The following is an 18,443-nucleotide window of genomic DNA, read 5'->3' on the forward strand; positions in this document are numbered from 1 at the left end:
ATCTGTTTATAGCTGATAGGAGATATTTCCCGGCTCCGTAGGTGCCTCCTGCACCATCGTTTCGGGCGGCAATGCTAATCACGTCCAATACGTTCAATCTCATAATATGGAACAATCATAACAACTTTTGCGCCCTGAACAGGTTATCTGTATTCTGTAATATTTTGGCTTTTAACTTTGGATTATAGTTGGGATGAGTACTTAAAAATTTTTCTACAACTTCGGCAGCTTCCTTGTCCTGATAATAACCAAAGATCGCCTGCAACCATGATTGCGGGAAAAATATGTCTCCCGTTCTCTGTAGCTCTTCTACCAGTTCCAGGCTTTTGAGCAGATACTTTTCCGAAGTTTTTTGTCTAAGCGGATGATGCAGGTAAATCAAAGCAGTGGTTACCCAGGCTTCTTTTTGCCGGTTCTTCACATCCTGTAAACTATTAAAAAAACGGTCTCTTTCCTGCTCGTCTGAGGAGAGTGCCGGAATTAAAAATTCCAATCGTTTTTTACGATCTACATTGGCAATTCTTGTCTCCTGCATCTGTAATACGCCGGGCACCGAATCACTTTTTAAAGCGATACTCAGTGCCAGGGAGGTATAATCATCTTCATTTAACTTTACGCCCAGCGGTGGTTTTTGCTGCTGCCATATAGTGTAGATATTCTTTATAGCAGCCCTGGTTAAATACACATCCTGATAAGCGCGGAACAGTACTTTTTTATTATTTGGCTTCTCTTGTTGCTGTAATGCATACCATAAATTATTCTCCAGATCAGCGGCTATAGCATCACGAACAGCAGGTGTGATAAACTCCCAGTAAATATTACCCATATAACCGGTTAGCAGCCTCAGATTTGTTTCTTCTTTTTCCCGGGCTAACCCTTTTGAAAAAATACTTAGTAGCTCCTGTGGCTTAAAATATCGCCCTGCCAACATATTTTCGTAGGCAGATATATATAGCGAGGCCCTTTGCAGAGGGCTGCCGATCCGGAATAAACTATCCGTGCCAGCCTTATCTACCGGAAACAAGCCATATCCTATCCCGTTTGAATTGAATAGCACATACTGGGGCTTATCAAGACCTTCCGCTTCCTTTAGTTCAATACCCGCGCTTTTCATATTCACAGCAATGTTTTTGGTGTAGGCCGGGTAAACCAGGGTCACGTTGAACGATTGCGGCCAAATACGTGCAGCACCAAACTCAGGATGTTGGGTTATGGTAAAATTGCTGATCTTGTTATCCTTGTAAAGGACCTTATCGTCAAAAACAGGCCGGCCGGGTTGATTTACCCATACTTTATTCCAGGTATACAGGTCGGTTGTAGTGTGTTTACTCAGAATAGCTATCAGATCGTTCCAGGTGGCGTTGCTATAAGCATATTTTTTCAGATATTCCTGTATTCCCAGCCTGAATGGCTCCTTTCCCATCAATAATTCCAATTGCTGCATCATGATGGGTGCTTTGTGGTAAATAATGTTACCATACAGCGAGCCTGCATCTTTCAGGTTATCCAGATCCTGCCGTATAGGGTTAGCGCCTTGTGTACGATCGATGCTGTAAGCCGCCGGGTAATGATCCTGCAGAAATTTCAGATCAAAAGTTTCGCTGCCCATGAGCTTTTCGGTTATTTTATCGGCCATAAAATTAGCGAATACCTCCTTCATCCATACATCATTGAACCAGCGCATAGTTACCAGGTCACCAAACCACATGTGTGCCGTTTCGTGCGAGAACAGGTTCGACCGAGCTATAATCATATCTTTGGTAGCCCCATCATCCAGAAACACCGCCGAAGCTTTGTATTGTACTTCGCCAGGGTGCTCCATACCACCGAACTGAAAATCGGGTATGGCTATAAAACCCACTTTTTGAAAAGGGAACGGGATGCCTGTCCACTGTTGTAAAAAGCTAATAGCATCTTTATGGGCGGTAAACGTTGGAGCGATGCTCAGTTTAATCTTGGTGGTATCTGTTTCGCGATATAAAAACTCGGCCTGCCTGCCATCAATAAGCTGTTTAATGCTGTTGAATTTACCTGCAGCAAAGGAAAATAGGTAAGTACTCAGTTTGTCCGATCTTTTGAAGCGATAAGTGGTTCTTTGATTCCGGGTTACCGAATCGGCAATAGCCGCGTTGGTCAAGGCTTTCCATCCTGCCGGTACGGCGAGCGTAAGCAGGTAATTAGCTTTCAGATCGGGCTGATCAAAGCAAGCAAAAACCGTGCGTGCCCTGTCGGGTACAAATAAAGCATATAAATAATCGTCATTACGGTTAAGGGATTGATCGCCCATAGTAAATTGAAGCGAGATGGTATTTTTACCCACACGCAAATATCCGGGAGCTATCAATAAATGCTCCTGCTCCAATTTTACAGGAATTTGTTTGTAATTCACTTGTATGGCATGCACCTTATCCGCACCCTGTTTCAAATCGAGCTGCAAGGGCTGATCAGTATGTTTTAAAACCAGGCTGATGGATTCTTTAGCTTCGATACCTTTATTTTTATCGGCAGGAATATCCAGATTAAGTGTGTATTGAATATCGCTGATCACCGAACGCCGGTATTGAGCCAGCACCCGTGATACGCCCGGTTCAACTACCTGATTGTTGGTTTGCGCATAAGTAATTACCGCGTTAAAAGCAATAAGGAATAAGGTAATACCGGATTTGTGTATTTTTTTAAAAATCATAGGGTAAATCAACAGCCTGGTACCAGGTCATCAAATTTATAAAAATGAACCCGGTTATTCATGATCAAAACAAACCCATAAATACTTTCATAGCATTTGACTGCGGCAGGTCTTTGCGGTAAGCGATCAACGTAGTTAATACGCCCTGCTCGCCCTCGATGCGGTATGTTTTTAACTTCCGGTTATAATACATCTGGCTGAACAGATCTTCGGGCATAATAGTTATCCCCACCCCTGCTTCCACAAAATTTACTATGCCCTCCAGCGTATTCAGCACGGTACATTGGTAATTAAATATCCCCTGGGCTTTTAGCCAGTCTTCCAGCTTGGGGCGATAGCTACAACCCACGTCAAAAACAACAATTTTCACTTGTCCTTTTTTTACGTAATCCTGCAGATCCGGATAATTAGCGGCCGTAGCGATGGCCAGCGTTTCTTCTTTTACCAGATGTACACCCAACTCCGGCGCGGTAACCGGAGCGGCTACAAAAGCGGCATCGAGCTTATAGTTCAAAACATCATTGATGAGATTACCGGAGTTGTCGGCCCTGAAACTCAAGGTAACATCGGGGTATTCATCAGTAAACTTCTGTATCAGTCCGGGCACTTTAAGCGCCATAGTGGTTTCAATACACCCAATTTTAAGCGAACCGGAAAGCTGATGAACATTGGATAATTCCTGTTTTAAGGTTTCGGTGAGATGGTTCAGTTTTTTACAGTATTGGATAAATATCTCACCCGCCGATGTTAACTCTACCGTGCGCGATGTTCTTTTAAATAACTGCACATCAAATTCCTCTTCCAGGCTTTTTATCCTCGCGGTAACGTTTGATTGTACGGTGAACATGGCCTCGGCAGCTTTGGTAAAATTACCATGGGTGGCCACCGCTTCAAATATTTTAAGATCATTACTATTCATAAATCACTTTTTATGATGTTTTGCATTATTATTAATCGTTTTTAATAATCAAATATACAATATAAATTTGAACTATGAAATCAATCACATTAATCAAATGGCAGTTTATACTACTGCTTATCACGGGCGGAACTTTATCCCTGCATGCCCAGCAAATACATACAACAAAAAACAATCAAATGAAAACGACAACCATCCATTACAACAATGTTAAGGTAAATGAGCTGAATATTTTTTATCGTGAAGCAGGCCCAAAAGATGCACCGGTTATCCTGCTATTGCATGGGTATCCTACTTCATCATTCATGTTTCGTAAGCTGATACCTATACTGGCTGCACAATATCATGTGATAGCGCCCGATCTGCCTGGTTTTGGTTTTTCAGATGCTCCCGATCCTAAAACTTACAGTTACACCTTTGATAACCTGGCTAAAGCGATGCAGGGTTTTATTGATAATTTGAAGATCAAACGTTTCGCGGTTTATATTTTTGATTATGGCGCTCCTACCGGTTTACGTTTGGCATTGGCAAACCCCGAAAAAATAACCGGTATCATCTCACAAAATGGGAATGCTTATGAAGAAGGTCTAAGCACCGCCTGGAACCCCATCCAGAAAGCATGGGACAACCCATCGCAGGAAAACCGAGATGCTTTGAAAAGCTTTGTATCCTTGGATATGGTAAAATTCCAGTATGAAACAGGCGTGACCGACAAATCGCTGATAGAACCGGAGGCCTATACCTTTGATAAGTATATTCTTGACCTGCCCGGTCACGTAGACATACAAGTTGACCTGATGGTTGACTACAAGAGCAATGTGCTGCTGTACCCTAAATTCCAGGCCTACTTCAGGGATAAAAAACCAAAACTACTTGCCGTATGGGGCAAAAATGATCCCTTCTTTTTGCCAGCCGGCGCTGAAGGCTATAAAAAGGATAATCCCAACGCCAAAGTGAAGTTTTATGATACCGGTCATTTCGCCCTGGAAACTCATGCCCAGGAAATTGGCGCCGATATTCTGGAATTCATGAAAGGTCTGCCAAAATAAGTTCAGGTCTGTTACAAAAAAAAGCCCGGTATGATGTGCCAGGCTTTTTGTTTTGATCAAGGTTTACAATTTCACTTTCTTTTCGCCTTCATCCACACCTTGGATGAATTTTATTAAACCGTTCATATAGGTTTGCTGGTCATCATACATACTCATATGGCTGCCATTGGCACAATACAGGTAACTGCCATTTTGAAACTGGGTCGCCATCCACTGCATGTGTGCGGGATCCATCGTATCATATTTGCCACCTATACTCAAAGTTGGGACTGAAATTTTAGGCAGATCTGCTTTACGATCCCAATGTGTTAATTTACCCGCTATGCCAAATTCACTTGGGCCTTGCATGGTTACATATAAGGACTGGTTGATCTTGTTGAAAGCCCGCAAAAGAGGTTCGGGCCATTGGTCAAACGGAAAACGGCAGATATGTTTGGCGTAATAATTGGGTATCAGCAATTGCATATACTCCGGGTTTTCAAAATCGCCTTTGGCTTCAATTGCCCTGATGCGGGCCAATACCTTGGGATCAAACTGCTTGGCCAAAACATTATCGGCATATTTACCATAGTCCGGACAACTGGACATCATGTTGGAAATGATGAGCCCTTTTAAATTCTGCTGATATTTAAACGCGTATTCCAGAGCCAGGATACCACCCCATGAATGGCCCAGCAGGTAAAAATTATCTTTATCTAATTTGAGCGCCTGCCTTAGCTGCTCCACCTCTTCTACATAACGCGGTAAGCTCCACATGGCGGTATCTTTAGGATTGTCGGAATTTCCTGTACCCAGTTGATCGTAATAGATCAGTTCAATGCCCTCGGCAGGTAAAAAGCCTTCCATGCATTCAAAATACTCATGGGTAGCGCCCGGTCCGCCGTTCAGCAGCAGTAACTTAATCTTAGGATTATTACCAATTTTCTTTGTCCATACATTAAATTTTCCTTTTGGCGTATTGATGGAAACTACCTGCACCCCGCCTTGTTGTACACCTTTTGTAGTGTCTTTTAAAAAACTGTGCAAACTCAATTCGGTCTTCTGCGCTGCATCAGGGTCTTTACACGCTGCCAACCAGGTAAGCGCGATAAAAAATGCGATTTTTAAATGTTTTATGTTCATAGTAAGTGTTTGGTATTACAACAGGATATAACCAATTGCACTGTTTGTAATTTATAGCCCTAATTTATCAACTTTAAATCATTAAGCATATCACCAAAAGCGGTGGTAAAAATAGTTTACCTGTTGATATTTAAAATAAAGGGATGTTTGTTGATTGCTTTAAAGTTTATACATTTGCGGTATTACAGTTTCACATCAAAAACATGAAAAGAATATTAGGGCTTTTAATCACAACAATAGGTATCTTAATCATAGGCGGTTTCTTTATTTTCACGCCAAACCACGCGTTTAACCCTGCTGATTCTATTAGCGGTGTTCAGGCTTCTGCCGGTGTTGTTTATGGTGGTTTTATAACTTTCGGTATAGGTATGGTTATCTTTATATCTACTTTACCATTCGCCGGAGAAAAATCAAAAAACTCCTGAGTGATATAATCCTTAAGGAAAATTCTTTTTCGACATATAAAAGGCGGTCTGTTAACAGACCGCCTTTTACTTTTTAAGGCAAATACTATCAATACGCAATTGCCCCCGCATATTGTCACATTCACACCCTTTTCAGTAGGATTGCTTCAGGTAACTTTGGTATAACAAAACAAATTGAAGTAAATCATATTAAAACAAATTAAGGAGAATACATTATGCAAAAGATCACCCCATGCCTTTGGTTCAACGGAAAAGTTCAGGAGGCTCTCGATTTTTATACCTCGATATTCAAAAACTCAAAAGTTTCAGATATTACCCGCTATGGTGAAACACATCCACAATTAGCCGGCGATATACTGGTAGCCCGCTTCGAGCTGGACGGACAAGAATTTATGATATTGAACGGAGGCCCTGGGTTTCCGTTTACCGAGGCGATATCATTATCGGTTATCTGTAAAACCCAGGAAGAAATTGATTTTTATTGGAATGCCTTATTAGCCGATGGTGGAAAAGAAAACCAGTGCGGCTGGCTTAAAGACAAGTTTGGCTTATCATGGCAGGTAAGCCCTATAGAAATTGAGGCCATGCTGAAAGATAAAAACACCAAAAAAGCCAACAATGTGATGAATGCTATGATGCAGATGGTTAAAATTGACCTTAATGTATTAAAGGAAGCCTACGCGCAAGGCTAATCATCAATTCGGTATATTTATCTGCTATGAGAGGTTCAGATCTTCCGGCACCACGAGATGCCGATGAATATATTGCCCAACAACCAGCAGCATTCAGAGCGATACTGGAAAAGTTAAGGCTCATCATCAAAGACACCGTTCCGCAGGCCATTGAAATGATTAGTTATCAGCTGCCTTGCTACAAGTATCATTACATGCTGGTGGGGATCGGAGTAAATAAAAAGTACTGCAGCTTTTACACCATGAACCCCAGCCTGGTAAAATCTATGAAGGATGAGCTCAAAGATATCAGGGTATCTGGTTCTACACTGCATTTTGCACCAGGCGAAGCCTTACCTGTTGAACTCATCAGGAAGATCATATCAGAACGAATGATGCAAAACGAGATCCTGGCCCTATCCAAAAAAAGTAAAAAATAACCTTCATCTCTCAGGTACGCTACCGGTGCCTGAGAGATTTGTTTTAGTTAGTTTCGGTATGATCATCCGTTTCGATCATTTCCAGGCCACCCCGTTCATTCACACTATATTTTGAAAAAACTTTAACACTTGAGGGTCGATCTGGCGTGTTTTCCCGTCGCCTGGCGGGCCCTCGAAATGGTAATATCAGGATACAGAGAAAAATACAGACCTTCATTATAGCTATCAGCATAACATTGATTTTGACGCGACTTTAACAGCCGCATTACAGCATAATAAAGCACATGATTGGTTGAGCTTTGCAGATGTTTAGCCGCGGTTGATTAGTCCCGGCTCACAAAGGCTAAGATAAGGAAATGATCAATATTTCTAAAATTTGAGTCTGAATGTTATTCAGGCTGGGCAATAGCAGTGATGGCCTGCATAAACCAGGCCGCATGAGGCAGCCATTGCTCTGTCCAACGCCACTCGTTTCCGTTATCTTCAGTTTTAAAATCAATGCCGCTGCCATCTGGGTTGCCTTCTTTCCCGGTAATACCATTAGATATACCACCCTTGCCCGATCCATGCCCAAAACTGGAGCTCATGTACGGTACATTATTTTTGCCAAATTGGTACATAAAGCACATGGAATACGGGTTGCAGCCCAGTATCCATGATAACTGATCAGATGCATAAACAGCCAGATCTTTCTTTACACCCCAGCCGCTCTTTTCGGGGTAAACCAAACGACCGCCAACTATAGCCGCGGTCGCCAATGAGCCCAGCCGGGCATTTTCGCCCTGCCACCACCAACCGGTTTCATTTTCATGTGGTATAAAAAATCCGTTCTTGATTTGATTATTTAAGCGGAAAGTTTGCCGGGCATAGCCAAAGGGATTATTCACTTCATTGGTTACACGCAGGTTGTAATCAAGCGCTTTTTTGATTACGGTTAACGCCGCTGTTCTTTCACCCTGCTCTTTCTCCTTAGTTAAATATCTGCATAAAGCAATAATGGGCAAACCGGCATCGGAGGCATGCCAAAATGGGCGCCCCTGGTCGTTACTGATAAAATAGCCTGCGGGGCTCATTCGCTTTTCGATATGTTGTGCCCGCTTGCGGGCTTCGTCCTGATAAAATGAACTATCTGTTGCTATCCAAAGCTCAGTTGCAGCCATCAATGCGCAATAATCATCAATGATATTTTCCTTACCGTCATCATCATATTTAGTATTGTTGATGAGCAGATGGGCATAAGCACGTTTAGCCGCAGCAAGGTATTCTGCCGATTTATAGTCGCCATCTTTTTTTAAAGTAGAGATACGGGCAAGGGCGGCTATACCCATACCGCCTCCCTCGCGAAAAGCGCATTGATATTCGTCGGTTGTAACACTGTTGGCTCTTAAGCCCACTATACGGCGTGCTTTGGGATCTTTGCTGAAGTAGCTAAAAACGGTCATATAAAAATAGCCTTCTTTGGATAGCGAGCGCATGATGTAATCGCCTCCCCATAGAGCCTCGCTGGTCATACTATTTTCTGCATTGATCTGTTTGAGCAAACCCGGTATAGTTTGCACCGCGTTCACCATTGACCAGGTTACCAAAGGAATTTGCTGCGGCGACATATAATTGGCATAAGCCAGGTGCGAAAAATACTTACTTACATCTCCCGAGGCATCACACCAGCCGCCGCGTACATCCGCGGTTTTGTTGCTGCCAAAAAGGATGATAGCTTTATCAACATCGAGCTCTGTTGGCGTATTAGCCCTTTGTTTATTATAATAGTTAATGATGGCAGGCAGGGTGTTTATCGCGAGCGCGTTTTCACTAATCTCAAAACCATCTGAAAGATATACTTTGCCGTTTACGCTGATGCTCAATTTATACTTACCCGCTTGTTTAAATGATGAAAAATCGGCCTGGTAAAAAAATGCACCCTTAACCCAATCTTCAATTTGCTCAGGTCCTTTGAGTGCGCCTGTAAATGCAACCTTACCAGATGAGTTGAGCAGGTTAAACGTTAGCCCGCTTAGGTTAACATCATTACGGATAACCGCCTGTTTTGCACCCTTTGTATCAAAAGCCACCTGGTTAACATAAATGATAGGGGCCGCTTTAGCTATAAAAGCAAGCGTGATTAAAAAACAAGTCAGTAAGGTTTTGAATTTGTGGCTGTAGGTCATTTCTCTGCTGGCAAAATTTATATGTGCAAATTACTAATTAATACGCCGCTGATCTCATGAACAGTCTTAAATTGGCCGGTCACGAGCCCCTATATTACCTCTACAGGATACCAGCAGGCATTAAATCATATCAAATAAAGTCCGGTTTAACTTTTATCATCCCAGCATGAGTCCTTTGCACATTAATTTACTTAGCTTTGAAAAATCATGCGGTAACATTATGGAAGGCCTGCTGCTCGCCGTTACCTTAATTTAACAAACAATAATTTTCAATAAATAGGATCAGGAAATATCACCTGTTCTTACAATCATTTTACGCCCTTGTAGAATAACCTCACGAGGGCCTTATTTTTTATAGAATCATAGTTTAGTATGGAAGAAAGAAAGTTTTTAAGTACCTGGCAAAGGTATATGCCGGTTATTCGTTTGCATTTGAAGAAGAGCCTGAATGAGGATCAGCAGTTTAAATTGAATATAACCGATTTTGAGTCGGCAGGTGGCCGCAGTAAAACGGGTTATACGTTTAACATCAGTATGGAAAACGGCAAGGTGACCAACAACATCAGCGGATCGCCAATAGCACGTGACCTGTACGAAGCTATTAAAACCGACGAAGGAGTAAAAGCATTATTGCAGGATAAAAACGTGAAAATAAGCGTAGGTAAATCATTTATGCTAAGCATAAAAACAACCCATCTTTCTACTTACAGATAGGTTTTAAGACAGGTAAAAAGGAAATAACCGATTTGGTTATTTCCTTTTTTTATGAGCTCTTTTTGAGCTTTTATGATCCTTTTTTGAATTGCTATGTTTTTTCCGGCTTACTTTCCCATGTTCTCTTTTTGAAGCATGCCGAACATATGACCGGGCTTTAACCAGCTTAACACGTGGTACAAAATCAACAACCTCGGGATGAAAATTTGGCTCAAACGGGTTATAATAGTAAATACCGGCGGCATCATAGTTTTTAAAATCAGCCTTTAATTTTTCTGTAAAAGCCAGCTCATTTTTTTGGTCTGGTGCAGTCCAGGCAGCTTCGGCTAAACCGGCTATACGCGGGAAAAGCATAAAATCCAGACGTTTTTCAGACTCTATGGTTTCTGACCAAATATTGGCCTGCACACCTACAATAAGTTTGGAATTGAGCTCATCGGCAGACACTTGCCTGTCGGGAAAATTATAAACATCCGTTACCCTATTAAATACGCCATTCCAATTCCTGCCCGCCACGAGTCCCGTATCCTGTAAAAAATCAAAGTACAGCGGTAGCCTTGGACAAAGTACTACCTGGTAATTTTTCTGCAAGGCAAGGTGCAGCTGACCGGGTAAGTTTTGACGCCACCAAAAAATAATAGTTTTATCAGCGGGTAGGCTTCCGCCGGTGGCTTCGTCCCAGGCCAGTATCTTACTATTCAGGCTGGTAACAGTATCGGCCATACGCTTAAAAAAGTACTGCTCCAATTGGCTAACACCATCAAAATTTTTCTTTTGCATCATACGGGCAATAGCCGTATCCAGCGACCACGCTTTAACGCCATAGGCAACTTCATCACCACCCAAATGGATCATGCGTGCCGGAAATAACGAATTGGTTTCTCTGATAATATCAGCCAGATACTGGTAAGTATTTTCGTTAGCCGGATTAAAGGTAAAATTGGGATAACCGGCAACGCTACCGCCCGAATACTCGGGATAGGCTTTATTAGCTGCTGTCGCATGCCCGGGCATATCAATTTCGGGTATTACGGTTATAAAACGTTGCGCCGCATAAGCTACAATTTCGCGGATTTCATTTTGCGTATAATACTCAGCCTCAGCAGAGGTATCACTGTAATTGCCCATGCCACCTACTGTTGCCAGTTTGGGGTATTTTTTGATCTCGATACGCCAGCCCTGCACATCGGTTAAATGCCAATGAAACTTATTCAGTTTATAATAGGCCATCCAGTCAAGTAACTGTTTTACTTTGTCTTTACCAAAAAAATGTCTTGCTTCATCAAGCATCAGACCGCGCCATTGGTAACGTGGAGCATCAGCTATTTTACAGGCCTGTAAACATAAATTATTGTCGTTATCTGCCTGCTGATCTTTTATGAGTTGAAGCAGTGTCATCAACCCATAAAACACACCCTCCTTATTGGATGATGAAACCGTGATATGCTCTGGTGTTATGTCTAAAATATAAGCTCCGGCTGTTTGCGGAGTGCTGCTTAGTTTAATATCAATTAAGCTTCCGGAACCAACATTTTGTACAAGTGCTACATTTTTTGCTTTATGTACCTCTTTCTGGAAATAACCAACCAGAACAGATAATGCGGTATCGGTTGTACCAATTGTGGTACGGTTGTTTAAATAAAACTGACCTTCCAGCCGGTTAATAGATTGCGGTTGCGGAATGATGTTGAGATTTTGGGCCCAACCGTATGCAGAAAGCAGAAGAAATGCTGTTAATAGTCTAAATTTCATTCAATAAAAAGTTCAAATCTCTCAAGGGTACCGCTATGATAGCAAAAATATGGCTATTTCAGGGTAATTATTTGCAATATGTAAAATTAATGATCTGATAGAGCGCCATTTTTTTTAAACAGCCGGTTTATTCAAAAAAACGCAAAGGTTTATTCTTTATGTATTTTTCAGCATTATATAATAATATTTTTTTTATAGACAATTACACTAAGTATTGTATGTACCCGGAGCTTTAAGATACACTATGCTTAGCCATGTAACCCTAAAAATTCGATATTTTTATAGCTAAAACGCAAACGTTTTCGTAAATAAATTCCTCAACAACAGCTTGTTGTAACATACATATCATATAGATTTGGTTTACCAATATATACCGAATAATAATAATTTTTTGATAAAAATACCGAACGGAGATCCTGCAAACTCCGAACAGGATTTTTATGTGCTTTTGCAAACCAAATAATAAACCATATACTAAACTTTAAATTATGAAAAACAAAAAAATCAGCTCTACGCTGATCGCCATTGGCTTGGTTGCCGGGAGTACATTTTTGTACCAATGTAAAAAGTCATCAAATCAGGAAAACGCAGCATCCGGCAATGCTGCCAAATCTGATAAACTGGCTGCAAGTGCAGTAACTACCTTTGTACACCCGGGGGTATTAAACACACAAGCCAGCCTGGATCTGGTAGCAGGACAGGTAAACGGAGGCGATGCAACCCGCACAGCTTATTACCAAAAAGTTCTGGATTACATTAACAGTCACTCCTATCCTACTTCATTTCCAGCAACAGTGGTAGTAGGTTCAAACGGTGCTACTACCCCATCCAAAGATCAGATCCGTAAGGATGCCGAACTAGCCTATGCCACGGCACTAAGATGGGCCAAAACCGGCACTGCAAGCTATGCACAACAAACCATTGCTATTTTAAATGGCTGGGCATACAATTTCCAGGGCTATGGCTTGAAAGATTCATCTACCAATCCGAATCAGCCAGATCTGGAAGCTTCCTGGACAACGCCGAGTTTTGTTGCCGCCGCCGAGATTATCAGATATTACAAAGTTAATGGTGTAGGTGCCGGCTGGTCGGCTGCGGATATTACCCAATTCAGTAATTTCCTTAACCTGGTTAAAAACAATTATATCAATAATACGCCTACATCGTACAATAACAATTGGGATACTTCAGCCGGATACGCTAAGATGGCCATTGGGGTATTTTTAAACAGCGCTACCGTTTTCCAGAATGGTGAAGATATAATTAAAAACTATCTGCCAATAGTTATACAAAGCAATGGTACGCTCCCTGAACTGTGCGACAGGCAAGATTGTGTGCACTATCAATATACCCTGACTGCACTGGCTTATGCCGCACAAATTGCCGGCATACAAGGCGATGGTTCCATCTGGACAGCCAACTCCAACAGGATTAGTGCTGGTTATGATTTTATGAGAAGTGCTTATAATCAAAGTACCGGTTGCAATTATTGCTCAACCTCAAGCCCGGTATTCCCTGGTACCGAGGTGGCATACAACCATTACAAAACAGCTAACCTGAAATCATTAAGAGAGATCAATCCACCAAATGGCGTGCCGAATGACAACACCTTTTTAGGGTTTACAAGCTATACACATTTCAATGTATCAGGGTTATAAGTAACCCACTTTAACCAAAAAAGCGGCCCCGTAATAAACAGGGCCGCTTTGCATATATATTGGGTGGAGTTATTTTTATTTCCAGCCACCGCCTACTGAGCGGTACAAATCAGATACAGCGTTTAAACGTGCATTCTTTACGGTTGCCAGATCAAGCTCGCTTTGCAATACATTACTTTGAGCAGTGATCACTTCAAGGTAAGTAGCCTGGCCGTTTCTGAACAACAGGTTAGCATTGCTGGTAGCTTTTTGCAAGGTGCTCACACGATCGGCAATAATACCTTGTTGTGTTTTCAGCTTTTCGATCTTTACTAAAGCGTCAGATACTTCACCTACAGCATTTAAAACAGATTGTCTAAACTGTAAAACAGTTTTTTCGCGATCAACCAAAGCAACTTTATATTGAGTTTTCAGTTGTCTGTGCTGTAATAATGGCTGAGCCACCGCACCGGCTACGGTACCAAATAAGGAAGCCGGGATGTTAAACCAGTTGCTGGCTTTAAAGCTATTTAAACCTCCGCTACCCGTAATAGTTAATGAAGGGTACATATTAGCCTGCGCGATACCAACATTAGCATTAGCAATGGTTAAGGCTAATTCTGCACTTTTCACATCCGGTCTGCGACTTACTACGGCCGATGGTACACCGGCTGATAGATTATCAGGAATGGTAACTTCTTCTAAACGAACAGTACGTTCAACCCTGTCAGGAAGTGAACCGGTTAATATCTTAATGGCATTCTCCTGAATAGCGATGTTCTGTTCAAATCCCGGTACCAACTGAGCGGCGGATAAGCGTTGAGCTTCGGCCTGTTGTACCGCCAATAATGTAGTTTGACCTGCATCAAATTGTAAACGGATAATACGCAAAGTGCTGTCATTAAGCTTTACATTTTTTTGTGCGATAGCCAACTGATCATCCAGCATCAGCAGATTATAATAACCTTGTGATACGCTGGCCACAATATTAGTCTGAAGCAACTTTTTAGCTTCGGCTGTTTGAAGGTACGATGCTAATGCTGATCTGCTTTGATTGCGGATCTTACCCCAGATATCAGCTTCCCAGGTCAGGGCCAGATTAGCATTGTAGTCCTCTACATGCTTCGTTTTCAGGAAAGTGCTTGTACTTAAACCATTCAAACTATTATTAGAAGGCCTGTTGGTATTAGCCGTTACATTTAAATCCAGCTCGGGAACGTAGTTCCATTTTACCTGTTTAAATAATAACTGCGATGCTTCGATGTTTTTAACAGCTATCTGCATATCGTAATTTTTAGCAATAGCGCTATCGATTAGCTTTTGCAAAGTAGCATCGGTAAAAAAGCTTTTCCATTGAATATCAGCAATACTGCTGGTATCGCTGGTATTGGCTGCATTTCTGAAATTAGCAGGCAGCTCTGCTTTTGGTGTAGCCACATCCTTTGATACTTTACAGGCGCTTATGAAAGCAACTGCCAGTATTAATAAGGCGTATGGTTTTATATATGGTTTCATCGATTAATTATTGAGTTAGTAATTTTCATTTTTCAGTATCAAGTAGTGAGTATCAAGTATCAAGATTGATTAACAATCTCAAATACAACTTTTTTAATTATTGATACCTGATACTCACCATTGACATATACTAAAATTAATTTTTAGCCAGTTCAAAGTCTGTTACATGAACATCTTTACCACCATTATTCGCTGGTGCTTTAGGTGCTCCTGAAACTTTTTCCTGCAAGTATTGGAATATCACAAACAGTACCGGTATGATGAATAAACCCAGGATTACTCCTGAAAGCATACCACCTGCTGCACCAATACTGATAGAGTGGTTACCTTGTGCAGACGGACCTGTTGCGATACTCATCGGGAACAAACCGAATACGAAGGCCAGTGATGTCATGATGATCGGTCTTATCCTTAATCTGGCTGCTTCTATAGCCGATTCAACCAAAGTATGACCTGCTCTTCGTCGCTGTACCGCATACTCCACAATAAGGATGGCGTTCTTGGCCAACAAACCGATGAGCATGATCAAGGCTACCTGTACATAGATATTATTTTCGATACCGGTTAAGCCTAATACCACAAACACACCGAATATACCTGTAGGGATGGAAAGTATTACTGCCAGTGGCAGGATGTAACTTTCATACTGTGCTGATAGTAAGAAGTATACAAATATCAAACAAAGCATAAATATCACAGCCGATTGACCGCCTGAAGAGATCTCCTCACGTGTTTGGCCCGAGAACTCATAAGCAAAACCATTTGGCAATTCTTCTTTAGCTGTTTCCTCGATAGCCTTAATAGCATCACCAGAGCTGTAGCCTGGTTTAGGAATGGCTTGAACCTCAATAGAGTTAAACAGGTTATAACGTGAAGCAGTTTCTGAACCATAAACTCGGGTTAGTTTAACCAAAGTGTTAATAGGTACGGTTTCTCCTGCTTTGTTTTTAACAAATACACGGTCAATAGATGCAGGGTCGGTTCTGTCGGCAATATCAGCTTGAACTATCACACGATAATATTTACCAAAGCGGTTAAAGTCTGATGCTTGCGCAGTACCGAAGTAAGCCTGCATGGTTGATAAAATGTCTCTGACATTTACCCCTAATTGATTAGCCTTTTCGTCATTAACCTCTAATTGTAATTGAGGGTAATTGGCTTTATAAGAAGTAAAGGCATAAGCTACTGCCGGTTTTGCCATCAGCTTTCCGATAAAGTTATTGGCTACGCCGCTAAATTTATCCAGTCTGCCGTTGGTTCTGTCCTGAAGCTGAACGTCCAAAGCTTCTACGTTACTAAATCCGGGAACTGTTGGAAAGCTGAACACGAAGAACGTACCACTTGGTATACCGGCTAATTTGCCTCTTATTATATTTTGTATATCATCAATATTCTTAACGGCCCCTCTTTCTTTATTAGGTTTTAACAACAGGAAGATCTGACCTGCTGATGGGCTGTTTGATAGCGTTAAAAAGTTAAAGCCAGACAATGCCATCACAAATCTTGCTGATGGTAAAGCTCTCAATTCTTTTTCGGCTTGATTGATTATTTTACTGGTATTGGCTAATGAAGTTCCGGATGGTGTTGAAACCGCGATAGCCACGAAGCCCTGGTCTTCTGTTGGAATAAAGCCTGTTTTTGTTCTGTTTACCAGGTAAACTGTAGCAACAACTATTAATGCAAGGCCAGCCATACTGATCCATTTATTGCGAATAAGGATCTTTAAGGCTCCAACATATCTGGTGGTCATATAATTGAACCCACCGTTAAAACCAGCGTAAAATTTTTCGACAAAACCTTTTTTAGGCGCTTCATGACCATCGGCAGTATGTTTATTCTTTAAGAATAAAGCAGCCAGGGCCGGGCTTAAAGTTAAAGCGTTAACAGCCGAAATAATGATGGCTATAGACATTGTTAACGCAAACTGCCGGTAAAATATACCTGTTGAACCTGTCATGAAACTAACCGGTAAAAACACCGCCGCCATAACCAATGTAATTGATATAATGGCACCGCTAATTTCGTGCATAGCCTCGGTAGTTGCCTCTTTTGGGGTAAGTTTTGGATTATCCTCCATTTTGGCATGAACCGCTTCCACCACCACAATCGCGTCATCCACCACAATACCGATGGCCAACACCAGAGCGAACAAGGTTAACAAGTTAACAGAGAAGCCAAACAGGTTCATGAAGAAGAAGGTGCCAATAATGGCCACCGGAACCGCTATGGCCGGGATCAATGTTGACCTAAAATCTTGCAAGAATATAAATACTACGATAAATACCAATATAAAGGCCTCTACCAATGTATGCTCAACCTGATCAATTGACTCATCAAGGTCGGTCTTGGTACGATAAAACTGATTGAATTTGATACCTGCCGGGAAATCTTTTGATAATTTCACCATCAGCTTATCAATGGCAATCTGGATCTCGTTGGCATTTGAGCCTGATAATTGAATAATACCAATAGTAATACCTTCGTATCCGTTTAAGCGGTTAACACTGCTATAGCTATAAGCGCCCAGTTCAACACGTGCTACATCTTTTAAACGCAGTACGGAACCATCTGCATTTGCACGGATAGCAATATTTTGATATTCCTCTGGTGTGGTAAGTTTACCTTTATATTTAATTACATATTCAAATGCTTCATTGCTACGCTCACCAAGTCTACCAGGTGCAGCCTCCAGGTTTTTGTCCTGTATAGCGGCCATTACTTCGGCAGGTGTAATTTTATATGTAGCCAATTGAGTTGGATTTAACCAAACACGCATGGAGTAATCCTTAATACCACCAAATACACTGGCAGAACCTACACCCGGGATACGTTTGATCTCAGGAATAATATTGATCTGTGCATAGTTGTTTACAAAGGTCGCGTCGTATTTTTTTGGATCTTCTGAGTAAATACCCATAGCTCCAATAAAGCTATTTTGTTGTTTGGTAGTAGTTATACCATATTGTACAACCTCGGCAGGTAATTGACTGGTTGCTTGTGAAACACGGTTTTGAACGTTTACAGCAGCCTGATCCGGGTTGGTGCCTTGCTGGAAGTAAACGGTGATACCCAGTGTACCGTCATTACTGGCAGTGGAGGTCATGTAGGTCATGTTTTCCACACCATTGATGGCCTCTTCCAATGACGGAGTCACGGAACGTAAAATAGTCTCGGCATTAGCGCCCGGATACACAGCAGATACCAATACCGACGGAGGCGCGATATTTGGAAACCGCTCTAAGGGCAGTTTTGTTAAACCAAGTATACCAACTATCACCAATAATATGGAGATAACAGTTGATAATACCGGTCTTTCTATAAATTTCTGAAACATGACTTTAAAGTTTA

At 41.6% G+C, this 18,443-nt stretch carries 13 protein-coding genes; 6 read left to right on the forward strand and 7 right to left on the reverse strand.

Annotated elements, in window-relative coordinates; all coding sequences use genetic code 11:
* Positions 1-115 precede the first annotated feature (115 nt).
* Positions 116-2,686, reverse strand: coding sequence for a M1 family metallopeptidase (locus tag ACTJKG_RS05490; RefSeq protein WP_440738566.1), 2,571 nt, complete (start codon positions 2,684-2,686; stop codon positions 116-118).
* Between the two features lie 64 nt (positions 2,687-2,750).
* Complete coding sequence (locus ACTJKG_RS05495) at positions 2,751-3,605, reverse strand: LysR family transcriptional regulator (RefSeq protein ID WP_172333309.1); 855 nt, start codon at positions 3,603-3,605, stop codon at positions 2,751-2,753.
* A 74-nt stretch (positions 3,606-3,679) separates the two neighbouring features.
* On the opposite strand from ACTJKG_RS05495, the gene ACTJKG_RS05500 reads away from it, so the two are divergent.
* Positions 3,680-4,654: an alpha/beta fold hydrolase gene (locus ACTJKG_RS05500; RefSeq protein WP_440738567.1), complete on the forward strand. Its 975-nt coding sequence runs from the start codon at positions 3,680-3,682 to the stop codon at positions 4,652-4,654.
* Positions 4,655-4,717: 63 nt separating this feature from the next.
* On the opposite strand, the gene ACTJKG_RS05505 is transcribed toward ACTJKG_RS05500, so the two are convergent.
* The gene (locus ACTJKG_RS05505; RefSeq protein WP_440738568.1) at positions 4,718-5,776 is read right to left on the reverse strand and encodes a proline iminopeptidase-family hydrolase; all 1,059 of its coding nucleotides are present in this window, start codon (positions 5,774-5,776) and stop codon (positions 4,718-4,720) included.
* A 203-nt stretch (positions 5,777-5,979) separates the two neighbouring features.
* Here ACTJKG_RS05505 and ACTJKG_RS05510 point away from each other — a divergent pair, with 203 nt between their 5' ends.
* The 3 genes from ACTJKG_RS05510 (at position 5,980) to ACTJKG_RS05520 (ending at position 7,312) form a co-directional block, all read left to right on the forward strand.
* Positions 5,980-6,201: a hypothetical protein gene (locus ACTJKG_RS05510; RefSeq protein ID WP_172333307.1), complete on the forward strand. Its 222-nt coding sequence runs from the start codon at positions 5,980-5,982 to the stop codon at positions 6,199-6,201.
* A 215-nt stretch (positions 6,202-6,416) separates the two neighbouring features.
* Positions 6,417-6,893, forward strand: coding sequence for a VOC family protein (locus ACTJKG_RS05515; RefSeq protein WP_172333306.1), 477 nt, complete (start codon positions 6,417-6,419; stop codon positions 6,891-6,893).
* A gap of 26 nt (positions 6,894-6,919) precedes the next feature.
* Positions 6,920-7,312 carry an iron chaperone gene (locus tag ACTJKG_RS05520; RefSeq protein WP_172333305.1) on the forward strand — a complete coding sequence of 131 codons (393 nt, stop codon included), beginning with the start codon at positions 6,920-6,922 and terminating at the stop codon, positions 7,310-7,312.
* 389 nt (positions 7,313-7,701) lie between these two features.
* Here ACTJKG_RS05520 and ACTJKG_RS05525 read toward each other — a convergent pair whose 3' ends face one another.
* A complete protein-coding gene (locus tag ACTJKG_RS05525; protein ID WP_172333304.1) occupies positions 7,702-9,477 on the reverse strand; it encodes a glycoside hydrolase family 9 protein in 1,776 nt (591 codons plus the stop codon).
* 372 nt (positions 9,478-9,849) lie between these two features.
* On the opposite strand from ACTJKG_RS05525, the gene ACTJKG_RS05530 reads away from it, so the two are divergent.
* A complete protein-coding gene (locus ACTJKG_RS05530) occupies positions 9,850-10,191 on the forward strand; it encodes a hypothetical protein (protein WP_172333303.1) in 342 nt (113 codons plus the stop codon).
* A 36-nt stretch (positions 10,192-10,227) separates the two neighbouring features.
* On the opposite strand, the gene ACTJKG_RS05535 is transcribed toward ACTJKG_RS05530, so the two are convergent.
* Positions 10,228-11,943 carry a beta-N-acetylhexosaminidase gene (locus ACTJKG_RS05535; protein ID WP_440738569.1) on the reverse strand — a complete coding sequence of 572 codons (1,716 nt, stop codon included), beginning with the start codon at positions 11,941-11,943 and terminating at the stop codon, positions 10,228-10,230.
* Positions 11,944-12,431: 488 nt separating this feature from the next.
* Between ACTJKG_RS05535 and ACTJKG_RS05540 the strand changes: the two genes are divergently transcribed.
* Complete coding sequence (locus ACTJKG_RS05540) at positions 12,432-13,601, forward strand: alginate lyase family protein (RefSeq protein ID WP_440738570.1); 1,170 nt, start codon at positions 12,432-12,434, stop codon at positions 13,599-13,601.
* A gap of 75 nt (positions 13,602-13,676) precedes the next feature.
* On the opposite strand, the gene ACTJKG_RS05545 is transcribed toward ACTJKG_RS05540, so the two are convergent.
* Together ACTJKG_RS05545 and ACTJKG_RS05550 are read right to left on the reverse strand one after the other, a co-directional pair.
* Complete coding sequence (locus ACTJKG_RS05545) at positions 13,677-15,095, reverse strand: efflux transporter outer membrane subunit (protein WP_172333300.1); 1,419 nt, start codon at positions 15,093-15,095, stop codon at positions 13,677-13,679.
* 136 nt (positions 15,096-15,231) lie between these two features.
* A complete protein-coding gene (locus ACTJKG_RS05550; RefSeq protein ID WP_172333299.1) occupies positions 15,232-18,429 on the reverse strand; it encodes an efflux RND transporter permease subunit in 3,198 nt (1,065 codons plus the stop codon).
* Between the last annotated feature and the right edge of the window lie 14 nt (positions 18,430-18,443).

The sequence above is a fragment of the Mucilaginibacter sp. 22184 genome (assembly GCF_052045695.1).
Classification (GTDB): Bacteria; Bacteroidota; Bacteroidia; order Sphingobacteriales; family Sphingobacteriaceae; genus Mucilaginibacter.

What these genes read in the sequence shown, in the direction of transcription:
- ACTJKG_RS05490 (WP_440738566.1), bottom strand. Translation starts at nt 2,686, where the DNA reads ATGATTTTTAAAAAAATACACAAATCCGGTATTACCTTATTCCTTATT.
- ACTJKG_RS05495 (WP_172333309.1), bottom strand. Translation starts at nt 3,605, where the DNA reads ATGAATAGTAATGATCTTAAAATATTTGAAGCGGTGGCCACCCATGGT.
- ACTJKG_RS05500 (WP_440738567.1), top strand. Translation starts at nt 3,680, where the DNA reads ATGAAATCAATCACATTAATCAAATGGCAGTTTATACTACTGCTTATC.
- ACTJKG_RS05505 (WP_440738568.1), bottom strand. Translation starts at nt 5,776, where the DNA reads ATGAACATAAAACATTTAAAAATCGCATTTTTTATCGCGCTTACCTGG.
- ACTJKG_RS05510 (WP_172333307.1), top strand. Translation starts at nt 5,980, where the DNA reads ATGAAAAGAATATTAGGGCTTTTAATCACAACAATAGGTATCTTAATC.
- ACTJKG_RS05515 (WP_172333306.1), top strand. Translation starts at nt 6,417, where the DNA reads ATGCAAAAGATCACCCCATGCCTTTGGTTCAACGGAAAAGTTCAGGAG.
- ACTJKG_RS05520 (WP_172333305.1), top strand. Translation starts at nt 6,920, where the DNA reads ATGAGAGGTTCAGATCTTCCGGCACCACGAGATGCCGATGAATATATT.
- ACTJKG_RS05525 (WP_172333304.1), bottom strand. Translation starts at nt 9,477, where the DNA reads ATGACCTACAGCCACAAATTCAAAACCTTACTGACTTGTTTTTTAATC.
- ACTJKG_RS05530 (WP_172333303.1), top strand. Translation starts at nt 9,850, where the DNA reads ATGGAAGAAAGAAAGTTTTTAAGTACCTGGCAAAGGTATATGCCGGTT.
- ACTJKG_RS05535 (WP_440738569.1), bottom strand. Translation starts at nt 11,943, where the DNA reads ATGAAATTTAGACTATTAACAGCATTTCTTCTGCTTTCTGCATACGGT.
- ACTJKG_RS05540 (WP_440738570.1), top strand. Translation starts at nt 12,432, where the DNA reads ATGAAAAACAAAAAAATCAGCTCTACGCTGATCGCCATTGGCTTGGTT.
- ACTJKG_RS05545 (WP_172333300.1), bottom strand. Translation starts at nt 15,095, where the DNA reads ATGAAACCATATATAAAACCATACGCCTTATTAATACTGGCAGTTGCT.
- ACTJKG_RS05550 (WP_172333299.1), bottom strand. Translation starts at nt 18,429, where the DNA reads ATGTTTCAGAAATTTATAGAAAGACCGGTATTATCAACTGTTATCTCC.